The sequence below is a fragment of the Corynebacterium macginleyi genome (assembly GCF_003688935.1).
Taxonomy (GTDB): Bacteria; Actinomycetota; Actinomycetes; order Mycobacteriales; family Mycobacteriaceae; genus Corynebacterium; species Corynebacterium macginleyi.
The window spans coordinates 1-21177 of sequence record NZ_REGE01000009.1; the positions used below are offsets into that span (position 1 = coordinate 1).

Sequence of the window (21177 nt, forward strand, 5' to 3'; positions counted from 1 at the left end):
AGGCTCCACCAAAGCCTGGGATATCGAACCCCGGTCGAGGTGGAAACCGAATTTTGGAAGAAGACCCCGCAACAGGGAATAATAGAAATCAAGGCAAATGCCTAGGAACAAAACTCGGGGCACTTCAGTGCCCACAATGAAGCGCCTTCTTCTTTAGCAATCCACAACCCCAAAATATGCTTGATTCCATCGAGGTCCACGCCGATAGCCATATAGGCAGACTTGTTGACGACTCGGCCACCGTCGCGGACTTTAATACCCAGCGCATCCAAGAAGATAACGGGGTAGAACTCATCTCACTGGCGGTTGTGCCAGACCATGACCTCACCGAGAACGGCATCAGTGACCGCGGAAATTGTTTCATGAGAGATATCTACCCGCATCGCAGTTGCCATATGATGCTGGATATCCCGAATGGTCATTCCACCGGCATACAAGCTGACGATCGTCTCACTCAACGTCGGTCAATCTCCTCGAGCCTTTGAGGGGCCATAGTCGGCGAGAATGTTCCAGCCCGATCCCTAGGCACATCAACGGTCACTGGCCCGTAGTTAGAATCCACGGTCTTTGGATACGAACCGTTGCGGTGATTGTTTGTCCCAGCAGCAGCTTTAGCACTCCTGTCGCCAGACTTGTAGCCAAGGTGGGCATCCATCTCAGCATTCAAACCCCTAGTGATCGAGGCTTGCAACATGCCCCGAACCAGGTCGTTGGCATCCGTGGTGGACGTGCCTAGCTCGTCAATAAGTTTCGCCATCTCAGGGTTAGCAAGAAGCTTCCTTATTCAATCGCATCAAATTGTGGCCTTATCAGCTTAGATCTCGTCGTGCCACACTAGTCATTCTGGCTTATCTCCTTATGCAAATCGAAAACCTACACACAAACGATTAAAAAACTTTTGCGCACACGATGGTGGACTTCGCGACCCCATAGACCTCAGCGGCATGGGCCACTGGGAACAGGCAATCTTCCATGATTACAACGTTAGCGCTAGCACAAAGACAGCAAAACACGACACCCACAACCCGGTGCGTGGGGGCGGTGTGAGCGTCGCGCATGGAAGGGTCTGCGCTATTTAGCCTGCAACAGATAAACGTGCAGTACGCTGAACAGCACCTAAATACCACGTAACATAAAAATTACCGGACATCCCGCTTTGTGATTTTCCGGTTCTGTCGCAAATAGCCCAAAAAGAATAGAAAGAGCGCGAAAAACGATGAAAAAGCACCGAGTGATATTTGCAATTCAATTATAAGATATATTGCCAATCCGTAAAAAATAGACGCCGAGGCATAAAGCATCGAACTTACTAAATCTACACCACTCGAAAAAGGCTCAAACTTTTTTCCAGAAAAAGTTGCAAAAGATAGAAATATCGAAAGTGCTGTTGCGAAAAATAGTATAACTATCGGGAATATCACTTAGCCAAAATTCCTTATTTTAGTCACGAAAGCCAAAACCGCCCCTGCGAACTTTACTCGCATTGCCTGGGTGGTGAGAGCGCCAACAACGGGCCCACCAGCGCACCCAAAGATAGCATTCATCATATAGTCCGGTGGGGGACTGATACATTGGTTGCTCGTGAAGCTGCGTCATGTACCGCAGATGCAGGAACGGAAGTTAGCGCCCCATTTACACACCATCCAACTACGGCAACTGCGGCGGCTGCTACCGCAGGAAGCGCGCGGGGAGCCGGGCCAACCATTCTATAGTCAATGTCAGTACCGGAGAGTGCTTCCTCCAGTTCCAGATCTAGGACTGACTCGGCTGTTACGAGATCCCGGTACGCGATCTCCTTTGTCTCTTCCGCATGCGCTACGTTCACTCCATATAGGGAGATTGAAAGTGCCAAAATGGTAGAAAGGGTTCTTTTCTTGAACATATATGTCATATACCACTCCAACAAGCTATGAATGTTATGTATTACAAAATAGGATATGCTGGGCCCGACCCCCGAAAAGTGAACACACCGGGGGTCGGGCCCTATCTCCTTATGCAGGTTGGGAACCTACACACAAACCATTAGACACTCTCGGTTGACTCAGCTGCCTCATAAAATATCGAACGAGCTGACCCCCGAAATTAGACTCGTCGGCGGTCAGATCCTAGATCTCGTCGTGCCGCACAAGGGCCCGACCCCCGAAAAGTGGACACATCGGGGGCTAGCTATGCTGCTTTGGTCAGTAGGGCCCGACCCCCGAAAAAGCAGACACATCGGGGGTCGGGCCCATCCAGTAGGCCGGGCCTGTTTCAACAGCTTCTAACAATCCATAATCAAGACTTCGAATTGTGATCGACGAGATTCGCTGCTATCTCGGCGCAATCCGACCTCCCACAGTGTTGGGTTTCCGCATTCTCGACGCAGTCATCACAAATGAGCACCTGCTGGCGGCACGTGTCCTCATTAATGCAGTTGTGAAAAGTATTGGTGCCCTTCCCGCAGTGCACGCAGTGGCCCAATTGGATAAAGCCCGGATCCTCTAGGCCTTGGCCAAACTCCTGGTGCATGCGTTTGTCAAAAACGTACATGGAGCCTTCCCACAGCCCATCATTGCCGTACTTCTCGCCATAGCGCACGATGCCACCATCGATCTGGTAAATCTCGTTAAAGCCGCGATTCTTCATCAAGGAAGAAAGGACTTCGCACCGGATGCCACCGGTGCAATAGGAGACGACCGGCTTGTCCTTCATCCAGTCGTATTTGCCGGATTCTAGCTCTGCAATGAAGTCATGGGTGGTACGCACATCTGGCACGACGGCGTTTTTGAACTTGCCAATCTCTGCTTCCATCGCATTGCGGCCATCGAAGAAGACGACCTCATCGCCGCGCTCTTCTACCAGCTGGTTGACCTCTTCCGGCTTAAGGTGCGTACCACCGCCGACGACGCCGTTTTCATCCACCTTGAGCTCGCCCGGCGCGCCAAAGGCCACGATTTCATCACGCACCTTGACCGATAGGCGCGGGAAATCATCAGCGCCGCCTTCGGACCACTTGAACTGCATACGCTTAAAGCCCGGGTATTCACGGGTTTGGCGCACGTAGCGCTTGCACGCATCCATATCGCCACCGACGGTGCCATTAATGCCGTGTTCCGAGATAAGGATGCGCCCCTTCAAACCCAAGGAATCACACAGGGTGCGCTGCCACAGCATGACGGAGGTGGGATCCTTGATAGGGGTAAAGCAGTAGTAGAGGAGAACTTTGCCGATAGTCACATCCATAATCTTAGGCCCGCTACCGGCAAGATCCCCAATTCCTTATCGCTTCTGGTAAAGCGCTTTCTTGCGGGCGAAGACCGGATCGGAGGTCACGAGGACGCCAAGGTTGCGGAAGATTCCTTCATCCACCGAGCCCAGGATGGTGGTCGTGTGGACATCGCAACCAGCGAGTTCCTTGATCTGTTCCAGTGCCTTGCGCGCATCCTCGTCCTTCGCGGCGGATACAGACAGTGCGATGAGCACTTCATCGGTGTGCAGGCGAGGATTAGACGATCCCAGGTGCTTCGTCTTGAGCGTTTGAATCGGCTCTATCGATTCCGGCGATAGCAGGTGGGTATCGTCATCGATTCCGGCCAAGTATTTAAGGGCATTGAGCAGCATCGCCGCGGAGCAGCCCAGCAGCGGCGAGGTACGCCCGGTGATAATGGTGCCATCGTGAAGCTGCATCGCGGAGGCGGGGCCATCGGTGTCCTCCGCGCGCTTGCGGGCCGGACCAACGACCGGACGGTCATCGACCTTGATACCAGCTTTGGCCATAACGACGACGGCGCGCTCAGACTGCTCATCGCCCAACCCGGCGCGAGCTTCTTCTACCTTGGCTTTGAAGTAGCGGCGGATGATTTCCTGCTGCGCGGCAGCGCGGCAAACCGCATCATCGGTAATGCAGTAGCCTGCCATATTCACGCCCATGTCCGTGGGAGATTCATACGGCATGCTGCCGGTGAGTTTTTCCAGTAGGGTCCGCAGCAACGGGAAGGCTTCAACATCGCGGTTGTAGTTCACCGTGGATTCGCCGTAGGCACTCAAGTGGAAGTGATCAATAATATTGGAATCATTAAGGTCCACCGTGGCGGCCTCATAAGCGAGGTTGACCGGGTGCTCGAGGGGAAGATTCCAAATGGGGAAGGTCTCAAACTTAGCGTAACCAGCGTTATTGCCGCGCTGATGTTCGTGGTAAACCTGCGATAGGGCAGTGGCGAGCTTGCCGGAACCAGGGCCAGGGGCGGTCACAACGACCAAGTCCCGGGAGGTTTCCGCGAACTCGTTTTTACCCAGGCCATCCTCAGACACAATGAGGTCTGTATTTGTAGGATAACCAGGGATAACGCGGTGTCGGGCTACCTTGAGACCAAGGCGCTCGAGCTTTTCGATGAAAGCTTCTGCTTGCGCATTCCCGTCTTCTACCTGGGTCATCACGATGTTTTCAACCAAGAAGCCGCGACTGCGAAATACGTCTACCAAACGCAGGAGATCGTCTTCATACAGGATGTCTAAATCAGCGCGTACCTTGTGGCGGGCAATGTCTTTGGCGTTGATGCACAGAAGGATTTCAATTTCCTCTTTGATGCGCTCCAACATGGCTATCTTGTTATCCGGGGTAAAGCCCGGCAGCACGCGGGAGGCATGCATATCATCAAAAAGCTTGCCGCCCATTTCCAGATAGAGCTTTCCGCCGATTTCTTCGCGGCGGGCCTGGATGTGCTTTGACTGCAGCTCAATGTATTTTTCTCGGTCAAAACCGATTTGGTGCGTCATGATTTATCGACCCTTCAATAGAAATGAAATCATTCCGCACTTCGAGCTTACTCTTTTTCATCCTCGGGCGCTACGCGCGCTAGTTGGGGGCTACCAACGATCTCACTACACTAAAACCATGCCTGAAGGTCACGTTATCCACCGCCTCGCTCTCACACTCAACGCGGACTATCGCGGGATGCCACTGAGCGTGACCAGCCCACAAGGCCGCTTCGCCGCCGAGGCGGCCATTCTCGACGGGGAAGAAATCGACCATGCAGAGGCCTTTGGCAAACATCTCTTCGTACATTTCACCGCCGGCGCCCCGGCGCATATTCTCTATATTCACCTGGGGCTCATCGGAAAGCTCAGCTTCGAGCCGCGCGAGGAAACCCGCGGACAAATCCGCATACGCATAGACAATGGAACGCAGGCTGCTCACCTGCGCGGTCCCCAGTTTTGCATGCTGCTTACAGAGGAGGAATATCAAACGAGGCTAGCCACGGTGGGCCAGGATCCGCTCCGCGCCGATGCTGACCCCCATGCGCTGTGGGCTAAGGTGCACAAATCCCGCCGCAGCATAGGTTCACTCATGATGGATCAACATCTGTATGCCGGGGTGGGCAATATCTACCGCGCGGAGACTCTCTTCCGCGCCGGCCTCTCCCCCTTCACGCCCGGCAAGCAGGTTTCCCGTGACACATTCTTCTCCGTCTGGAAAGACCTGGTAGAGCTCATGGACTACGGCGTGGAGCACGGCCGCATTGATACCGTGCGCGCCGAGCACTCCCCGGAAGCTATGAATCGCGAGCCGCGCAAAGATGATCACGGCGGCGAAGTCTACGTCTACCGGCGCGCGGGCCTACCCTGCTATGTCTGCGACACGCCGATTGCAGAGCAGGTCATGGAGGGCAGAAACCTCTTCTGGTGCCCTACCTGCCAATCAGCTGCTTAAAGCCTATAGTAGCGGGCATGCGACCTGCCTTTAGTGTATCCGCCGTTCGTTCCGCCGAATCCGCGCTCCTCGCGCAGCAGAGCCACGATGATGAGCTCATGCGCCTGGCTGCCCGGGGTGTTGCCGCCACCGCGAAATCCATGCTGCCGGGTCCTAATCCTCGCCGCATCACCATCCTCGCCGGGCCCGGCGGCAATGGTGGTGACGGCCTTTATGCAGGTGCTTTCCTCGCCGCGGAGGGGTATGGTGTCGATGCTATCCTCGTCGCCGATACTGCGCACGACCCGGCGCTGCAGGCCTTTACCGCCGCTGGCGGGACCATTACAAAGCAACCGCGTGTGGAGTCTACAGGCCTGCTTATTGATGCCGTTGCCGGCCTCAACTCCACCCGCGGCCTCAGCGGTGCCAGTCTTGCCGCGTATCGCGCGGCTAAGCAACACGATATCCCAATACTTTCGGTGGATATCCCCTCTGGCATCAACGCAGATACGGGCGTGGCCGCGGATAACGCCGTCGCGGCAACGGTTACCGTGAGCTTTGGTTGGGCGCGCGCCGGCCATATCTTCGCCCCGGAATGCGGCACGGTGGTCCTGTGCGATCTGCACCTGCCCCACGCGCCGCGGTCCTTTGCGGAGGAACTAACGGCCACGGCTGAGCCGGCGGGCTATATCGCCAACGAGCCCACCATCGATCTCCCCTTCCAGTGGCCGACGGAGCCCGTGCTTGCCGATGCCCACCTCGGCCACGTCACCGCCCCCAAGCCCGTGGGCTGCACAGGGCCCATCGTGGACCCCACTCCCCACGCCTCAAGCACGAAATACACCGGCGGGGTCACCGCTATTTGTGCTGGTAGCAGTGCCTATCCCGGCGCGGGCATCTTGGCTGCTACCGGCGCGGTGCGCGCCACACCGTCCATGGTGCGGGTGATAGATAACGATGCCGTGGTCCCTCACCTGCCCGAGGTGGTTGCCCACCCGAGCGCCGAGGACAAGGTGCATACCCAAGCCTGGGTGGTTGGCCCCGGACGCGGTACCGATGAGGCCGCGGCCCGCGAACTTCAGGCCGTCTTAGATCGCGAACTGCCCACCATCCTGGATGCCGATGCCCTGACCCTGCTCGCCCAGAGCGCTGAGCTGCGCGATCGCGTCCGCGCCCACCCGCGGATCATTCTTACCCCACACGCCGGCGAATTCCGCCGCCTTTACGAGGCCACTTTTGGCCGCAAGCTCGACCTCAGCGAGGGCGTGGGACCGCGCCAGCACGAGCTGGCCGAGGACTTGGACTGTTTCCTACTGCATAAGGGCCGGATCACTACGGTCACCGCGCCCAACCAGCCCATATACGGAATGAATGCCGGCCACTCTTATGCGGCTACCGCCGGCTCCGGCGATGTTTTATCGGGCATACTCGGCGCCACCATCGCGCAGGTAGACCACGAAAAAACCGATGCGGAATACATCATCATGGAGATCCTCCACGCCGCCGCCCTGCACCAACACGCCGCAGCCATCGCGGCACATACCACCGATGGTTTTGGCATTTGCTCTGCTTCCCAGATTGCCGCGGCGATCCCGCAGTCCATCGCGCGCCTGCTCGTCATGCACCGTTAACGTCCTGCCTGCTCACACGGCCGCGCGCTGGCTGCCCACCTGGCTTTAGCGAGAACGCCACCTTCGAGCTCGTCGCTTCTGGCAAGGGCGCCGTTCCCAGCGGTATCAATCAAGTAGTCGTGCGCGCCGCACATGAAGGCCTTAATAACGTGATGAAGCACACGCGTACCTCCCGCTGGGAAGTCATCCTGGACCTTTTGAGAATGCGGTCACCCTGGACTTCGTGGATAATGGGCACGTTGTAGTTGAGGCCCCGCGCTTGCCATCAGAATCCCCGCAAGGAGCAGCCCCATGGTTAACGTCATGCTTATACTGACCACCCATAACACCCAAGCCGATATCCCGGCCGCGGTGGCGGTAGCCCGCGAGCGAAAGCTCATTTAATGCTAGACAGCATCGTTATCGGTGCCGGGCAAGCGGGCCTGGCCACCAGCTATTACCTGCACAAATGGGGGCTCAATTTCCAAATCCTCGATGCCGAGCCCTCCCCCGGCGCGGCCTGGCGCCACGCGTGGCCGTCACTGACGCTGTTTAGCAATAGCGCCTCTTCCAACCTGCCTGGCTGGCCGATGCCCCACCACGAGGGTTTCCCGCCCGCCAGCCACGTCATCGAATATTTCACCTGCTACGAGCAGCGCTATGACCTGCCCGTACGCCGACCAGTGCGGGTGCAGGAAGTCACCCACGATGGCGAGAACTTTCATGTCACCACCAATGACGAGTGTCTCACCGCGCGCACGGTAGTAGCGGCCACGGGCACGTGGTCCGCACCGTTTATTCCCTTCTACCCGGGTTCTTTTTCCGGACGCCAATGGCACTCAGCGGTCTACCCCGGACCCGATCCTTTCCGCGGCGAATCCGTCGCCGTTGTCGGTGCGGGAAACTCAGGGGCGCAAATAGCCGCAGAGCTCGTGCTATCCGGCGTGGACACTACGTGGTTCACGGCGAAGCCACCGCGATGGATGCCCGATAATGTCGACGGCCGCGTGCTCTTTCAACACAACCACGCCCGCCTGATCGCCATAATGCGCGGCGAGCCCGACCCCGGCGCTGGTACCAACTTGGGCGATATCGTCGTCGTTCCTCCCGTCCAACGCGCCCGCGATGAGGGCTTGCTCGAGGCCTCCCCCATGTTCTGCAGCCTCGATGACGTGGAGGCAAAACACCTCATCTGGTGTACCGGGTTCCGCCCCGCGCTCGGCCCTTTCCGCACGCTCCTCAATGGGCGCACCCCCACCGTCAAGGGCCTTTTCCTTGTCGGGTACGGAACCTGGACGGGCCCTGGGTCAGCAACTATTACCGGGGTGAGCCCCTTTGCCAAGCAGGCCGCAGCGGAGATTACCAAGCTTTGCTGCCCTAGCGTTTAGCGGCTCAAGAATGGGTGCATCGCAATTGACGTATATTGGTGAGCATGAGCACGCTACTTGTTACCCGTAACGAAGACAAATCCGTCACCACTTCCTTTGAGGATGGAGAATTCCTCGGCGAGGGTGACCTGACCGTTGATGTCTCTTATTCTTCGCTGAACTACAAGGACGCGATGGCGATTTCCGGCAATCCCGGCGTGGTCCGCACCAATCCACTGGTTCCCGGCATCGACGTCGTTGGAACCGTATCTGAGTCCAATATTCAGCGCCTGCCGGTAGGCACCCTCGTTGCCTCCTTTGGCGACGGCCTTGGCGAATTCCGCCACGGCGGCTACACCCCGAAGCAACGCGTTAACTCCCGCGCCACCGTAGCTCTGCCCGCAGATTTCACCGCAGAACAGGCCGCTGCCGTTGGTACCGCAGGTTACACTGCGGCGCTGTGCGTTAACTCACTGCGCGATCTTCCTGAGGGCCCAGTCCTCGTCACCGGTGCCACCGGTGGCGTTGGCTCTATTGCCGTCAACCTCTTGCGGAACGCCGGATACGAGGTCCACGCCATGACCGGCCGCCCGGATGAATACGCCAATTACCTCCACGAACTCGGCGCGCACGAGATCATTGACCGCTCCGAATTCACCGAGCGGGGAAAGCCCTTGCAAAAGGCCATCTACGCAGGTGCCGTGGACACCTCCGGTTCCCAGGAGCTGGCCAACGTTTTGGCCCGCACCAAGTGGGGCGGCACCGTTGCCGCCACCGGTATGGCAAGCGGCGCCGACCTTCCCACCACCGTCATGCCCTTCATCCTGCGCAACGTGCACCTGGCCGGCGTGAACTCCGTCGACGCGCCACTGCACTACCGGGAAAATGCTTGGCAGCTCCTCGCCCGCACCCTGGACTTATCCATCCTAGATTCCATGACCAACACCCTGCCGCTGGAAGATGCGGTCGAGGAAGCCCAGTCGCTCATCAATGGTAGCCATCACGGCCGCACGGTGCTGAAGATTTCCTAAGGCCTCGGCCTGTTAGGACTTACGTCTAGGCAGGCACCCCGCCGGGTATGGCGGGGTGCCTCTCCTGTACGGACTGCCTGCGACTCAAATCAGCCTGTCGGCTGTCTATGATGACGGGCATGGATAAACTTTTTAGCACCTGCGGATTCAATTTTCTACACCCAGAAGAACTCATCGCGGAGCTACCCGCCGAGCAGACCTTGTGGGATGCACCGGCTTTCGATCGAGTGCTCTACTACGCGGATCCTTCCGGCATCGCCGTAACGGCGATGGAGTACGAAGGGGAGTGGACCATAGTGCCGTCATTCCGAGGCGGGGAGGACTCAGAGGCGACGCTTTATCGGGCCATGCCATTTATTGGCATTCTAGAAGTGGAAAGTCTCCGGTTGGCGGTGCTGAGCGATGCCCCCTTTACGCTTCCCACCGGCAACCCCGTAGGCGGCGAAAAACTGCGTGGCCGCGTGCGGCCCGCAGTCGTTGCGTTGGAATATGAAGTAACGGAAACGGCGGCGTTTTCGCTGCGATCTCCAGCGACGGAACGGTTCTACCAAAACTACAAGCCCAGCCTGCTCAATCCGCAGGTGGAGCTTGCGGGAACCGTGAATAACGTGGAGAAAAAGACCAATGAGTTTGGGGGAGGGGAGTTCTGGGTATGCGAAATAAACGGGCTCCCGCTCATTGTTGATGCCCCAGTTGAGGCGGGCCAGGGAGTCCGGGCGCACGGCATCGCGCTCTGCGCCACGGAGTACTGGGATTAGCCGCCTCGCTGCTAGGAATAGGTAGCTCCTAGTGTTGCGAAGATGCAGGTACCAGCGCTACAAGGCGCTCGAGGTAGTCCCGCACGAAATCGATGGTGCTGGACGGCTCGATCTTTCCGTCTTCACCAATGAGCTCGGGTGAATTGCCCAAGAATACCTCCGGCTGACCGGGCATCGGCATGTCGAAGTAGGACAGGGCTAGGCGCACGTTCTTGTGGGAAGAATAGCCACCCATGCGGCCCACGGAGTGACTGATGATGCCAGCCGGCTTATTCTTCCAGGCCACATCGGAATTGGGTTTGGATCCGATATCGATGGCATTTTTTAAGCACGCCGGGATGGTCCGGTTGTTTTCGCTGGTGACGAACAAAATCGCGTCCGCATCCTTAATTGCATTGCGGAAATCGGTGTACGCTTCCGGCGTGGGTTTATCCGCCACGCCAGGATCGTCGTAGTCAAAATCATAAAGCGGGAGTCTGCGCAGGTCATAGCGCTGGCACTCTACGTGCTCAGGAACGAGTTCGATGGCATGGTTGGCGATCTTTTTCGCAATACTTTCCCGCCGCAGGCTGCCGACGAGTACAAGAAGTTTCATGATGTGTGTCCTTTCGTGTGGAGGCTTGTTAGCGTTTAGAAATCCCAGTCGGCATCGGAGGTCTCTACGGCTTTGCCGATGATATAAGAGGACCCCGAACCCGAAAAGAAGTCGTGGTTTTCATCCGATCCTGGCGTGAGTGCCGCGAGAATCTTCGGGTTGACCTGGCATTCCTCGTACGGGAAGAGGTTGGGATAGCCCAGATTCATCAGGGCTTTATTGGCGTTGTAGCGCACGAACGTAGCGACATCATCCATGAGCCCGTATGGTTCATAGAGCTCGCCGGAATAGCGCATCTCCAGGTCATAGAGCTTGCGCACCAGTTCAAAGGTAAATTCCCGCATGCCCTCGCGGCGAGCTTCCGTGGCGTGGTCCAATCCCCGCTGGAACTTGTATCCGGAGTAGTAGCCGTGGACCGCCTTATCTCGCAGGATGAGCCTGATCATGTCTGCCGTATTGGTCAGCTTTCCGTGCACGCTAAAGTGCAGTGGCAGATAGAAACCGGCATACAGCAGCAACGAGGACAAGAGGGTAGAAGCAACCTTGCGCTTTAGTGGGTCATCGCCATAGTAATGCACCATGACACTGGTCGCACGCTGTTGCAGCACTGGGTTATCCACGGCCCACGCATAGGATTTCTCGATCTCTTCGGTGCTGGCCAGGGTAGAAAAAATGGAGGAATAACTCCGCGCGTGCACCGCCTGCATGAAGGCGATATTGGTATAAACGGCCTCCTCATGCTCAGTCCGGGCATCTTGAATCTGGCTGATTTCCCCCACGGTGGCCTGCACGGTATCCAGTAGCGTCAGGCCGGTAAAAACGCGAATGGTGAGATCGCGTTCAGCTGGATCCATGCGCGACCAGTCATTGCAATCATTGGAAAGCGGAACCTTCTCCGGCAGCCAGAAATTCGAGGTCAGGCGGTTCCACACCTCTAAATCCTTATCATCCCAGATGCGATTCCAGTTCACTGGGCGCAACGGGGTGGAGGCATCGTGGCGAAAATGCGGCGGGGTTTGGGATCGCTCAATGAGCTCTTGATATTTCATCGGTGTTCTCTCTTTTCTTTGTCTTCGCGGCCCTGGCCGTCAGGCAATGGACGCGTGTGCGGTGGGGTAGAGGTGGTGCGCAAAGAAGTCCTGCAACCCCTCCCGTACGCGGGCAACATCGCGGTCGGTGCCGAGCAACTCAAAACGGTAAAGCTCAGGCACGCCGCACTTTCGGGCTATCTGTGGCCCGGCGCAGCAAAAGGCCTCGCCAAAATTGGTGTTTCCTGAGGTAATGACGCCGCGCAAGAGTGCACGGTTTTCCGGAACGTTGAGGAATTGGCGCACCTGCACCGGAATTGCCGCCTTGATATTGCCGCCGCCGTAGGTGGGGACGATGAGCACAAAAGGCTCGGTGACATAGAGCATTCCTTCACGCTTCGGACGCAGAGGAATGCGTGCTGCTGGAAAGCCCAGCTTGTGGACGAAACGGTGGGTATTTTCACTGACCGAAGAAAAATACACAAGATTAGCGGCGGTATTAATGCCGCAGGGTGGCGTCGAGGCTGTAGTCATCTCGCTCCTTAGTGGCTGCGCCGAAGCGCAATTTCTGCTTCAACTACAGATCTAACGTACTTTCAACTACGTCGCAACTAACCTCCATTGACATGCGCAAATAACCCACCTTTCAAAAAAGAGGAGGGCAGGAAAGTTACATGCGCACCCACACAGCGCGGGCTGCATGGGAGCTCAGGGTAAACGCCGCGGAGTATTCGTTCTGGGCATTCTCGTTGTGGTTACCCTCTACGCACACGGCCATTCCGCCGGAATAAGGTTGGCTGTCTTGCACGCTCACGGCAGCGCCGATAGTCAGGTTATTCTCGCTGAAAAAGCGCAGCAGATCGGCGTCTGCATCACTGATGCGATCGACTATGCCCGCCTCACCGGGCTCCAGATCGCTGAGTTTACGCAGATCCCCTGGCTCGGACGCCGGGGGCGCGGCATAGTCCGCGGGGTAGTCGCCCGCGGCGCTGGGGATGGGGTCTCCATGCGGATCGCGGCGCGGAAAACCCAGTTCAGCGTCTATGCGCTCCAGGAAGAAATCGGAGACGCAGTGCTCTAATTGCTCGGCTTCCGCGTGGACCTGGTCCCAGCGGTAGTGGAGGGATTCCACCAGAAAGGTCTCGATGAGGCGGTGCCGCCGCACCATGGCAAGGGCAAAGGCACGCCCCTCGGTGCTCAGCCCGATGGCACCATAAGGCGTATGAGTGACGAGGCCCTTTTTCTCCAGCCGCCGCACCGCATCTGACGCGCTGGAGAGCCGAACGCCTATGTGCTGGGCGAGCATCTTCACCGTCACGGGCTCGTCGTGCCATTCGCCCAGCTTAAACAGGGCCTTGAGGTAGTCCTGATTGGACGGCGAGAGGCCCGAGACGTCTACGCTCATTGGTTACTTAACCACCAGGTTTACCATCCGGCCGGGAACGTAAATCTTCTTCACTACGTTCTTGCCGGAGGTAAGGTCAGCCACCTTGGCATCAGCAAAAGCGGCCTCGAATACGGCGTTTTGGTCAGCATCGGCCGGGACATTGATGCGGGACTTGACCTTGCCGTTGATCTGGACTGGTACCTGAATCTCATCATCTACCAGGTATTTCTCCTCAAAGCAGGGGAGTGGCTCGTAGGTGATGGTCTCATCGTGGCCAAAGCGCTGCCACAGTTCCTCCGCAATGTGCGGGGCGATGGGGGAGACCAGCTGCACGAGGGGCTCCACCGCCGCGCGCGGTGCTTCGGTGCGGTAGGTCTTAGTGAGGTAGTTGACGTACTCGATGAGCTTCGCCACGACCGTGTTGAGGCGCAGGTTCTCATAATCATCGCGCACGCCAGCAATGGTGCGGTGCAGCTGTTTCAGATCATCCTGGGTGAGCTCGGAATTGGTAGTAGCCAATTCACCGGTGTCTTCATTGATGGCTAGGCGCCATAGGCGCTGCAGGAAACGCTGCGATCCGATAACATCCTTGGTTGCCCAGGGGCGGGAGGTATCCAACGGGCCCATGGACATTTCATATACGCGCAAGGTATCGGCGCCGAAGTCACGGCAAATATCATCCGGGGCCACGGCATTTTTCAGGGACTTGCCCATCTTGCCGTACTCCTGATTGACCTCTTCGCCGTTGTAGTAGAACTTGCCGTCTTTTTCCTCTACCTCTGCGGCAGGAACATACACGCCGCGGGAATCGGTATAAGCGTAGGCCTGAATGTAGCCCTGGTTGAAAAGTCGGCGATACGGCTCCTGGGAGCTGACAAAGCCTAAGTCAAAGAGCACCTTGTGCCAGAAACGGGCGTAAAGCAGGTGCAGTACGGCGTGCTCAACGCCGCCAACATACAGATCCACACCGCCCGGATCGTTCTCACCGTGCTCCTCTGGGCGCGGGCCGGTCCAATAGCGCTCATTTTCGATATCGCAGAAGGCCTCGCCATTACGGGGATCGATATAGCGCAGTTGGTACCAGGAAGAACCCGCCCATTGGGGCATAACGTTGGTATCGCGGTAGTAGGTTTGCGGGCCATCGCCCAAGTCCAGCTCTACTTCTACCCAGTCGCGGACCTTGGCTAGCGGCGGTTGTGGCTCTGAGTTCTCATCTTCTGGGTCGAAAGAGGCAGGCTTATAATCTTCCACCTCGGGCAGCTCAACCGGCAGCATCGCCTCGGGCAGCGGGTGGACCATGCCATCCTTGTCATAGACGATGGGGAAGGGCTCGCCCCAGTAGCGCTGGCGGGCGAAGAGCCAGTCGCGCAGCTTGTATTGAATTTTACCGCGGCCAGACCCGTCCTTTTCCAACCATTCAATGGCCTGAACGATGGCCTGAGCCTTATTCAGACCATTGAGATCCAGGCCCTTATCGTTGGCGGAGTTTACCAACGCGCCATCTTCGGTCCAAGCTTCCTCCTCGATATTGCCGCCGGAAACGACCTCCGTAATCGGCAGTCCAAAAGCTTGGGCAAACTCATAGTCTCGCGTATCGTGCGCGGGTACCGCCATAATGGCACCGGTACCGTACCCGGTCAGCACGTAGTCCGCGATGAAGATAGGAATGCGCTTGCCAGAGACTGGGTTGGTGGCATAAGTGCCCAAGAATACGCCGGTCTTTTCCTTGTTTTCCTGTCGCTCCAGGTCCGACTTCGCCGCTATATCCGCACGGTAGGACTCAACGGCTTCTTTCGGATCATCGTTGCCATAGGTCCACCGCTCGTCCACGTCATCGCCGTAGGGGATGGGGGACAAGAGGGCATCAACAAGCTCATGCTCTGGGGCCAAGACCACGTATTCCGCGCCAAAGAGCGTATCAGGGCGCGTGGTAAACACGTCGATGCCATAGCCTTCCGCGGGAAAAGTTACCTCCGCGCCGCGGGAACGACCGATCCAGTTACGCTGCATGGACTTGACCTTCTCCGGCCAATCCAGTAGCTCCAGATCTTCAAGCAAGCGATCCGAATAGGCGGTAATACGCATCATCCACTGGGACAGGTTCTTGCGGAATACCGGGAAGTTGCCGCGCTCGGACTTACCCTCCGCAGTGACCTCCTCATTGGCCAATACAGTACCCAAACCCGGACACCAGTTTACCGTGGAGTTGGACAGATACACCAGGCGGAACTCATCGACTGCCTGGGCCTTCTCCTGCGGGGACAAGTCCTCGTAATAGCGCCCGTCCTTGGTGGTGCGCTGCTGGGCCTGCAGTTCCTCGATGAGCTCTGCAATGGGTCGAGCTTTTTGCTGCTCCTCATCGAACCAGGAGTTATAAATCTGCAGGAAAATCCACTGGGTCCACTTAAAGAACTCAGGATCCGTGGATTCTACCGAGCGGCGCGGATCATGGCCCAAGCCCAGCATGCCCAACTGGCGGCGCATATTGTCGATATTGGTCATCGTGGTGGTCCGCGGGTGCGTACCTGTCTGGATGGCGTACTGCTCTGCCGGCAAGCCGAAGGCATCGTAGCCCATGGTGTGCAGCACGTTCTTGCCCAGCATGCGGTTGTAGCGGGCATAAGTATCGGTGGCTATATAACCAAACGGGTGTCCCACGTGCAGGCCCGCACCGGAAGGGTAGGGGAACATGTCTTGCACGTTGAGCTTTTCCTTGGGCAACTCGCCAGTATCCGTAGCCAGCGAACCGACCGGGTTCGGCGTGTTAAAGGTCTCGTGGTCCTTCCAATACTGCTGCCAAGTCTTTTCAATCTGGTTCGCCAGTTCAGGGGTGTAGCGGTACGACATGGAATCGCTCGGTTTAGTCATAGACACACAGTGTAATAGTCCCCGTCCGGCGGCGGGTAGGCAGAGGTGTGTTTTGCTCTACTCATTCGGCACCGGACTAGTAGGCGGCAGCAGTTCTTTGCCCTGGCTCCTGCGGTGGAGGTGGAGCACCAGGACAAGGACTACGGCATGCCACGGTATGTTCGGGCAGTGTTTAGGATCTATTAACGCGCAGTTTCTTTCGCGGTTAAATCAAGCGTTTATTTTTCAACTCAAGGCTTTGCGCCCAGCCATGTCTGGGTCATTTTTCTTGCTCGCAGGGCCGCTATCCCTCCGTATATCATTTCCACCAAGGACAATTCATGCGCACTACTCTCCGCATTGGCGCCGCTGCCGTAGCCGCTACCGTGGCTACCGCTGGCGCAATTGCCCCGGCCACTGCCGCCGAATCTCAGGGGCCAAAGAACATCATCTACATGATTGGTGATGGCATGGGCTATGGCCACGTGGCATTCAATAACCTCTACGAAACGGGTCAATCCAAATACCTGGTCGATGGCGCATTTAGTGCCGAAGGACCGGAGGAACTCGATGGCGAATCCGTGCAGCGCTTCGAAGACTTCAACCGCTTGTCCATGACCACCTACCCAAATAACTCTTCCTATGACCCGCACAAGGCGTGGGCTAGCCACGAGTACGTAGATAAGGGATACACCGATTCCTCTGCTGCCGGCACCGCCATGTCCACCGGTGTTAAAACCGATAACGGCAAGCTGGGCATTAATGAATACGGTCATAAGCTGGAAAACACCTCCGAACGCGCCAAGAAGGCCGGAAAGTCCGCGGGTGTGGTGTCCTCCGTGCCATTTAGCCACGCCACCCCGGCTGCCTGGGCCGCACACAACATTTCCCGCAATAATTACCTGGCGATCGCGGATGAAATGTTCAACTCCGACCTCGATGTCATCATGGGTGCCGGACACCCGTTCTATGACGATGACAACATCAAGCAGGATGAGGCCAAGTACAAATACGTGTCCGAAGAGGTCTACAACAAGCTATCTTCCGGCGCATCTGACTGGAACTACGTCGAAACCAAGGAACAATTTGAAGCCCTAGCCCAAGGCAATGTCGCAGCAGGGCAGAAATACTTCGGCCTCGCCCCCGTAGCCTCCACTTTGCAGCAAAAACGTTCCGGCGAATCCACAGGGCCTTATGATATTCCGCGCAATGATGTCGTGGATCTTTCCACCATGACCACCGGCGCCCTCAACGCACTGGGCCAAAATGACAAGGGCTTCCACGTCATGATTGAAGGCGGTGCCATCGACTGGAGCGGCCACGGCAACGAATCCGCCCGCGATATCGAAGAGGTACAGGACTTCAATAAGTCCGTCGATGCGGCCATTGACTGGGTGGAAGAAAACTCCTCCTGGGACGAGACCCTGCTGGTCGTTACCGCTGACCACGAAACTGGATACCTCTCCGGTGCTAACGAGCGCGCTGAGGGCAAGTTCAACTCCATGAACGGTGGCGGTAATAACACCCTGCCCTCTGACCACCAGTGGTACTCCACGCAGCACACCAACCAAGTCGTCCCATTCTTCTTCAAGGGCGCTGGCTCCGAGGCTATTCGCGCGAAGGCCACCAACACCGACCCTGTGCGCGGTGACTACATTGATAACACCACCCTAGCCAAGCTGACTTTGAATGAATGGTGGATCAAGCGCGATGACCAGGGTGGCAAAGACCAAGCAGACGAATCTGCATCCGAGCAGCCCGATAACAACGACGCCGGTGTCGGTGCCGGTGAAGGCTCTTCCACGAGCGGGCTCTTTGCCGGCATCGCGGGTGCCGGCATCGCTTCCCTAACTATCGCCGCCATTGCCTTCTTGGCGCAGCAGCTGGGTATCATCACCATCAACCCGCACGCGTGGCGGAACTTCTTCCACTAATCCACGCGATTAGTCGTGCGCAAAGGCTTTCATCTCCCTCGGTGGTGAAAGCCTTCTTTTTGCCCTCTGCCTGCAGAATCCACATCTTTTCAAAAATGATCTAGGCTGGTGTAAATGAGCCAGGAGAAGTTTCATAGCCAGCTATCATCTTTGCTAGACGCGGCGGTTTTCCAGGGGGTACCGCATCTTCGCCTCTCGCCGGATACCGATACTGTAGAGCTTTACCTGCCAGCCGTGAGCGCGGCTTATGAACCGGAAGACCCCCAATGGACCGTGACCACGCAGTTGCTGGATGGCACGGAAGTTACCCGCAAGTTTTATTATGTCTCCGGTGAAGAACCTGGCTTGTGGGTTTCCATACCCCAGCCCTTTACCCACCTGTCCCTCACTTTTGCGGAACAGACGCTCGAGTTTGCGGGTATTGCCAATGGCGGCCTGCTGCTCAATTCCACGCACCGCCCCGTCGATACCACCCAGCCCATACCGCGGGGCACCTATACGTTTATCGCACCGACCGGCACGCAGCTAAGCCCCGTCCCGGGTAGCCAGTTGCGGCCTCATGGCTCGTGGGAAGGCTGGACCATTTTTGAGATAGTGGCAGAAGACTCATTTACCGTCACGGTGCCGCGCCAGCACAAGGCCACCATCACGGTCGCAGAGACTGCGGATTTTTCGTGGGATATGGCGGTCAAGTCCTTGCCCAATGCCCGCGGTCTGGACGGCGAGTTGGTGTATACGAAATCCCCGCGCCTCTTGGTCAATACCCCATTGCACCTACAGCTTACCTATGTTCCCATCGGCGGAGAAGAGGAAGAAATCCTAGAAGATGAGCTGCCGGAGGGAATCCATGAAGTTCTACCTGGTGACGCCTTCGAAGACCCTTGGGTGGGCCGGTACCGCTTTAGCCTGTACAAGGGCGAGGAGCTTGTCGATGTCCACTATCTCAACTTTGCTGAGACGCTCCACATGCGCTCCAAGAATGAGGGACCCCGCGGCACCAACTTCCGCTTCATCGACGCCCTGGGTAACCTGTCACCGTTTAGCTACGCCCTTGCCTCGTCTCCCGATAAGCCCATTCAGATGGAAAAAGGCCAGCGCGTGTTTAGTGCAGACGAGTCGGTGCGGGAGGAAACCATCAGTAGTGAGGCTGGCTACGAGTTGACCTTTGAGGTCATTCCGGCGACCATCCGCACGCGCGTGAAACGCACCGCGGCCGAACCTGTGGATTATATGGATAAACAAGTCATTCTGGCAGATCAGCTGGATGCGGATGCGCTGTTTACGGTGCACTCGCCGGAGCCGCTGCCGCTGGCAAAATTCGTGGTCATTGATAAGAACCAGAAGATCCGGGATCTCGTTACCACTAACGGCTCAACGGAAGCGACAACCACGCTCTCCGTGCCGAATCGCGCCCTCAAGGCCGCGCTGACCAAGAAGTCCTCGCTGGAGCTCTACCTCCTGTGGTCCACGCTGTCCTACGAGGAGTACCTAGAGGGCCTGCCGGATAAGGAGCGCGCGGCACACCTCAAGCGCAGCATGGACCGCCGCGTGATGGAATACGAGGCAACCGCGGCAAGCGATCTGATCTATGCCGCCATCGCCACGGTGCGCAAGGCCCCGCTGGTGGCCCGCGCCACCATCGAAGATGGCATCTTGATACCCGAGCAAACCCACGAAGAGGAGATGGAACTCTTGGCGTGGGCATGGCCGCTGGGCAACCCCGCCAGCGAGCCACTGCCCTTGGAGCCGGTAGAAGAGGGCTTCGAGCTACCGGAGGAATTGCACGAAGCTGGTCATCTCATCGTGGACTTCCGTGAGGATGAACCGGCCAGCGATCTCGCCGCCCCGCAGTACCCACCGGCAAGCTCACTCATCATCTTCCATGAAGGCGAAAGCGAGAATACCGCTGGCACCTGGGAAACCTATGCCGCCCTACGGTGCCTCGCCCCCAAGGTTAAGGAAACTTTCGAAGACGTTATCAAAGATATCGAAACCGATCCGCGCGCCAGCCTCGATGCGCTCATGCAGGTCGATTTCGAGTGTGGCCAGCGCATGCGCGCGTTAGTGCGCACAGGCTTGATCTCCCGTTCCTTTAGCCGCAATGGTAAAGAGGCGACGGATCCTTCTTCCGTGCTCGCCGCGCTTGCCGATGCCAACCAGGCCCACGTGGAACAGTCCGGCTCCGCTTCGCTATGGCGGACGGCCATTACGGGAATAGACGATGTCACCCGCCCCATGCTGCTCATGAGCGCCACCGGCGAGGCTCCAACGCCCGCCACGGATAACGCGCAGCTCTGCGATGACGCCCACCGTATCGCCGCGCTGCGCGAGTGCTTTGCCAATGACTTGGCCCTGACCCGCCTTGGAACCATGCCTAACCTGCGCACTACCGCGTTGCAATTGCGGGTGACGCTGCAGCAATTGGGCGTAGATAAATCGGTATTGCACACGCTGCTCGCCCTCAACGCCTTTGGAGAGGGGAACACGGAACTTGGTGGCTCTGCCTGGATGCCGTTTATTTCCTATGTTTTTGCCATTGCCGCACGTGGGGTGGCCAACGGAAAGCTATCGGATGCTGCCGTGGCCTCCGCGCTGGACAACGCCCTCCCGCAGCTCGCGGAGGCGGTCTCGCTAGCTCCGGAGCTATTTTACCGAGATATTCTCACTGCGGAGGCTCTTACCCGGAACTATCGCGCCTAAAAGGCAGGTCATTTTCACTAACGTGGCCTCACTAGCGTGGCCCTACGCAGGCCGGATCCGAGTGATCGATACTAAACTCACTTAGATGGCCTGACTGGCTGGAGTGGCCAATGCACACCAGGAGCATGAAGATACCAATAGGCGCCGCGTTAGGGTGGAGCGCAGTGCGCCGCTTGAAAGCGGGCTTTTCTCATCAAACTACGCCGGTAAACGAAAGAACGTTTGTCGCGCACTTTCGCCGGGCACCCTAGT

General features: G+C 57.5%; 14 protein-coding genes and 1 pseudogene. 7 read left to right on the forward strand and 8 right to left on the reverse strand.

Features of this window, described 5'->3' with window-relative positions:
- Positions 1-104 precede the first annotated feature (104 nt).
- The 3 genes and pseudogenes from D9V82_RS07210 to D9V82_RS07225 all read right to left on the reverse strand — a co-directional run.
- Positions 105-784: pseudogene (locus D9V82_RS07210) on the reverse strand (IS256 family transposase); the annotation flags it as partial.
- Between the two features lie 1490 nt (positions 785-2274).
- Positions 2275-3216 carry an oxygen-dependent tRNA uridine(34) hydroxylase TrhO gene (gene trhO / locus D9V82_RS07220; RefSeq protein WP_121911811.1) on the reverse strand — a complete coding sequence of 314 codons (942 nt, stop codon included), beginning with the start codon at positions 3214-3216 and terminating at the stop codon, positions 2275-2277.
- A gap of 42 nt (positions 3217-3258) precedes the next feature.
- Positions 3259-4755: a DUF1846 domain-containing protein gene (locus D9V82_RS07225; RefSeq protein WP_121911743.1), complete on the reverse strand. Its 1497-nt coding sequence runs from the start codon at positions 4753-4755 to the stop codon at positions 3259-3261.
- A gap of 118 nt (positions 4756-4873) precedes the next feature.
- Between D9V82_RS07225 and D9V82_RS07230 the strand changes: the two genes are divergently transcribed.
- The 5 genes from D9V82_RS07230 (at position 4874) to D9V82_RS07250 (ending at position 10434) form a co-directional block, all read left to right on the forward strand.
- Positions 4874-5689, forward strand: coding sequence for an Fpg/Nei family DNA glycosylase (locus D9V82_RS07230; RefSeq protein ID WP_121911744.1), 816 nt, complete (start codon positions 4874-4876; stop codon positions 5687-5689).
- Positions 5690-5706: 17 nt separating this feature from the next.
- Positions 5707-7299 carry a bifunctional ADP-dependent NAD(P)H-hydrate dehydratase/NAD(P)H-hydrate epimerase gene (locus D9V82_RS07235; protein ID WP_121911745.1) on the forward strand — a complete coding sequence of 531 codons (1593 nt, stop codon included), beginning with the start codon at positions 5707-5709 and terminating at the stop codon, positions 7297-7299.
- A 383-nt stretch (positions 7300-7682) separates the two neighbouring features.
- Entirely contained in the window at positions 7683-8666 is a 984-nt protein-coding gene (locus tag D9V82_RS07240; RefSeq protein ID WP_121911746.1) for an NAD(P)-binding domain-containing protein, read from the forward strand.
- Positions 8667-8710: 44 nt separating this feature from the next.
- Positions 8711-9676, forward strand: a complete 966-nt coding sequence (locus D9V82_RS07245; protein ID WP_167449750.1) for an MDR family oxidoreductase — start codon at positions 8711-8713, stop codon at positions 9674-9676.
- 119 nt (positions 9677-9795) lie between these two features.
- Entirely contained in the window at positions 9796-10434 is a 639-nt protein-coding gene (locus D9V82_RS07250) for a hypothetical protein (RefSeq protein WP_239088613.1), read from the forward strand.
- Between the two features lie 28 nt (positions 10435-10462).
- On the opposite strand, the gene D9V82_RS07255 is transcribed toward D9V82_RS07250, so the two are convergent.
- From D9V82_RS07255 to leuS, 5 genes are all read right to left on the reverse strand, one after another.
- Positions 10463-11029 carry an NADPH-dependent FMN reductase gene (locus D9V82_RS07255; protein WP_121911749.1) on the reverse strand — a complete coding sequence of 189 codons (567 nt, stop codon included), beginning with the start codon at positions 11027-11029 and terminating at the stop codon, positions 10463-10465.
- A gap of 35 nt (positions 11030-11064) precedes the next feature.
- Complete coding sequence (gene nrdF, locus D9V82_RS07260; protein ID WP_121911750.1) at positions 11065-12078, reverse strand: class 1b ribonucleoside-diphosphate reductase subunit beta; 1014 nt, start codon at positions 12076-12078, stop codon at positions 11065-11067.
- A gap of 39 nt (positions 12079-12117) precedes the next feature.
- Positions 12118-12591 (reverse strand): class Ib ribonucleoside-diphosphate reductase assembly flavoprotein NrdI, encoded by a 474-nt coding sequence (gene nrdI, locus D9V82_RS07265; protein ID WP_167449751.1) that lies wholly within the window; start codon positions 12589-12591, stop codon positions 12118-12120.
- Positions 12592-12727: 136 nt separating this feature from the next.
- The gene (locus tag D9V82_RS07270; RefSeq protein ID WP_121911751.1) at positions 12728-13462 is read right to left on the reverse strand and encodes a metal-dependent transcriptional regulator; all 735 of its coding nucleotides are present in this window, start codon (positions 13460-13462) and stop codon (positions 12728-12730) included.
- Positions 13463-13465: 3 nt separating this feature from the next.
- On the reverse strand, positions 13466-16312 hold the full coding sequence (gene leuS, locus D9V82_RS07275) for a leucine--tRNA ligase (RefSeq protein WP_121911752.1): 2847 nt from the start codon (positions 16310-16312) through the stop codon (positions 13466-13468).
- Positions 16313-16632: 320 nt separating this feature from the next.
- Here leuS and D9V82_RS07280 point away from each other — a divergent pair, with 320 nt between their 5' ends.
- Together D9V82_RS07280 and D9V82_RS07285 are read left to right on the forward strand one after the other, a co-directional pair.
- On the forward strand, positions 16633-18225 hold the full coding sequence (locus D9V82_RS07280; RefSeq protein ID WP_239088614.1) for an alkaline phosphatase: 1593 nt from the start codon (positions 16633-16635) through the stop codon (positions 18223-18225).
- 114 nt (positions 18226-18339) lie between these two features.
- Complete coding sequence (locus tag D9V82_RS07285; RefSeq protein WP_121911754.1) at positions 18340-20925, forward strand: hypothetical protein; 2586 nt, start codon at positions 18340-18342, stop codon at positions 20923-20925.
- The last annotated feature ends 252 nt before the right edge of the window (positions 20926-21177 follow it).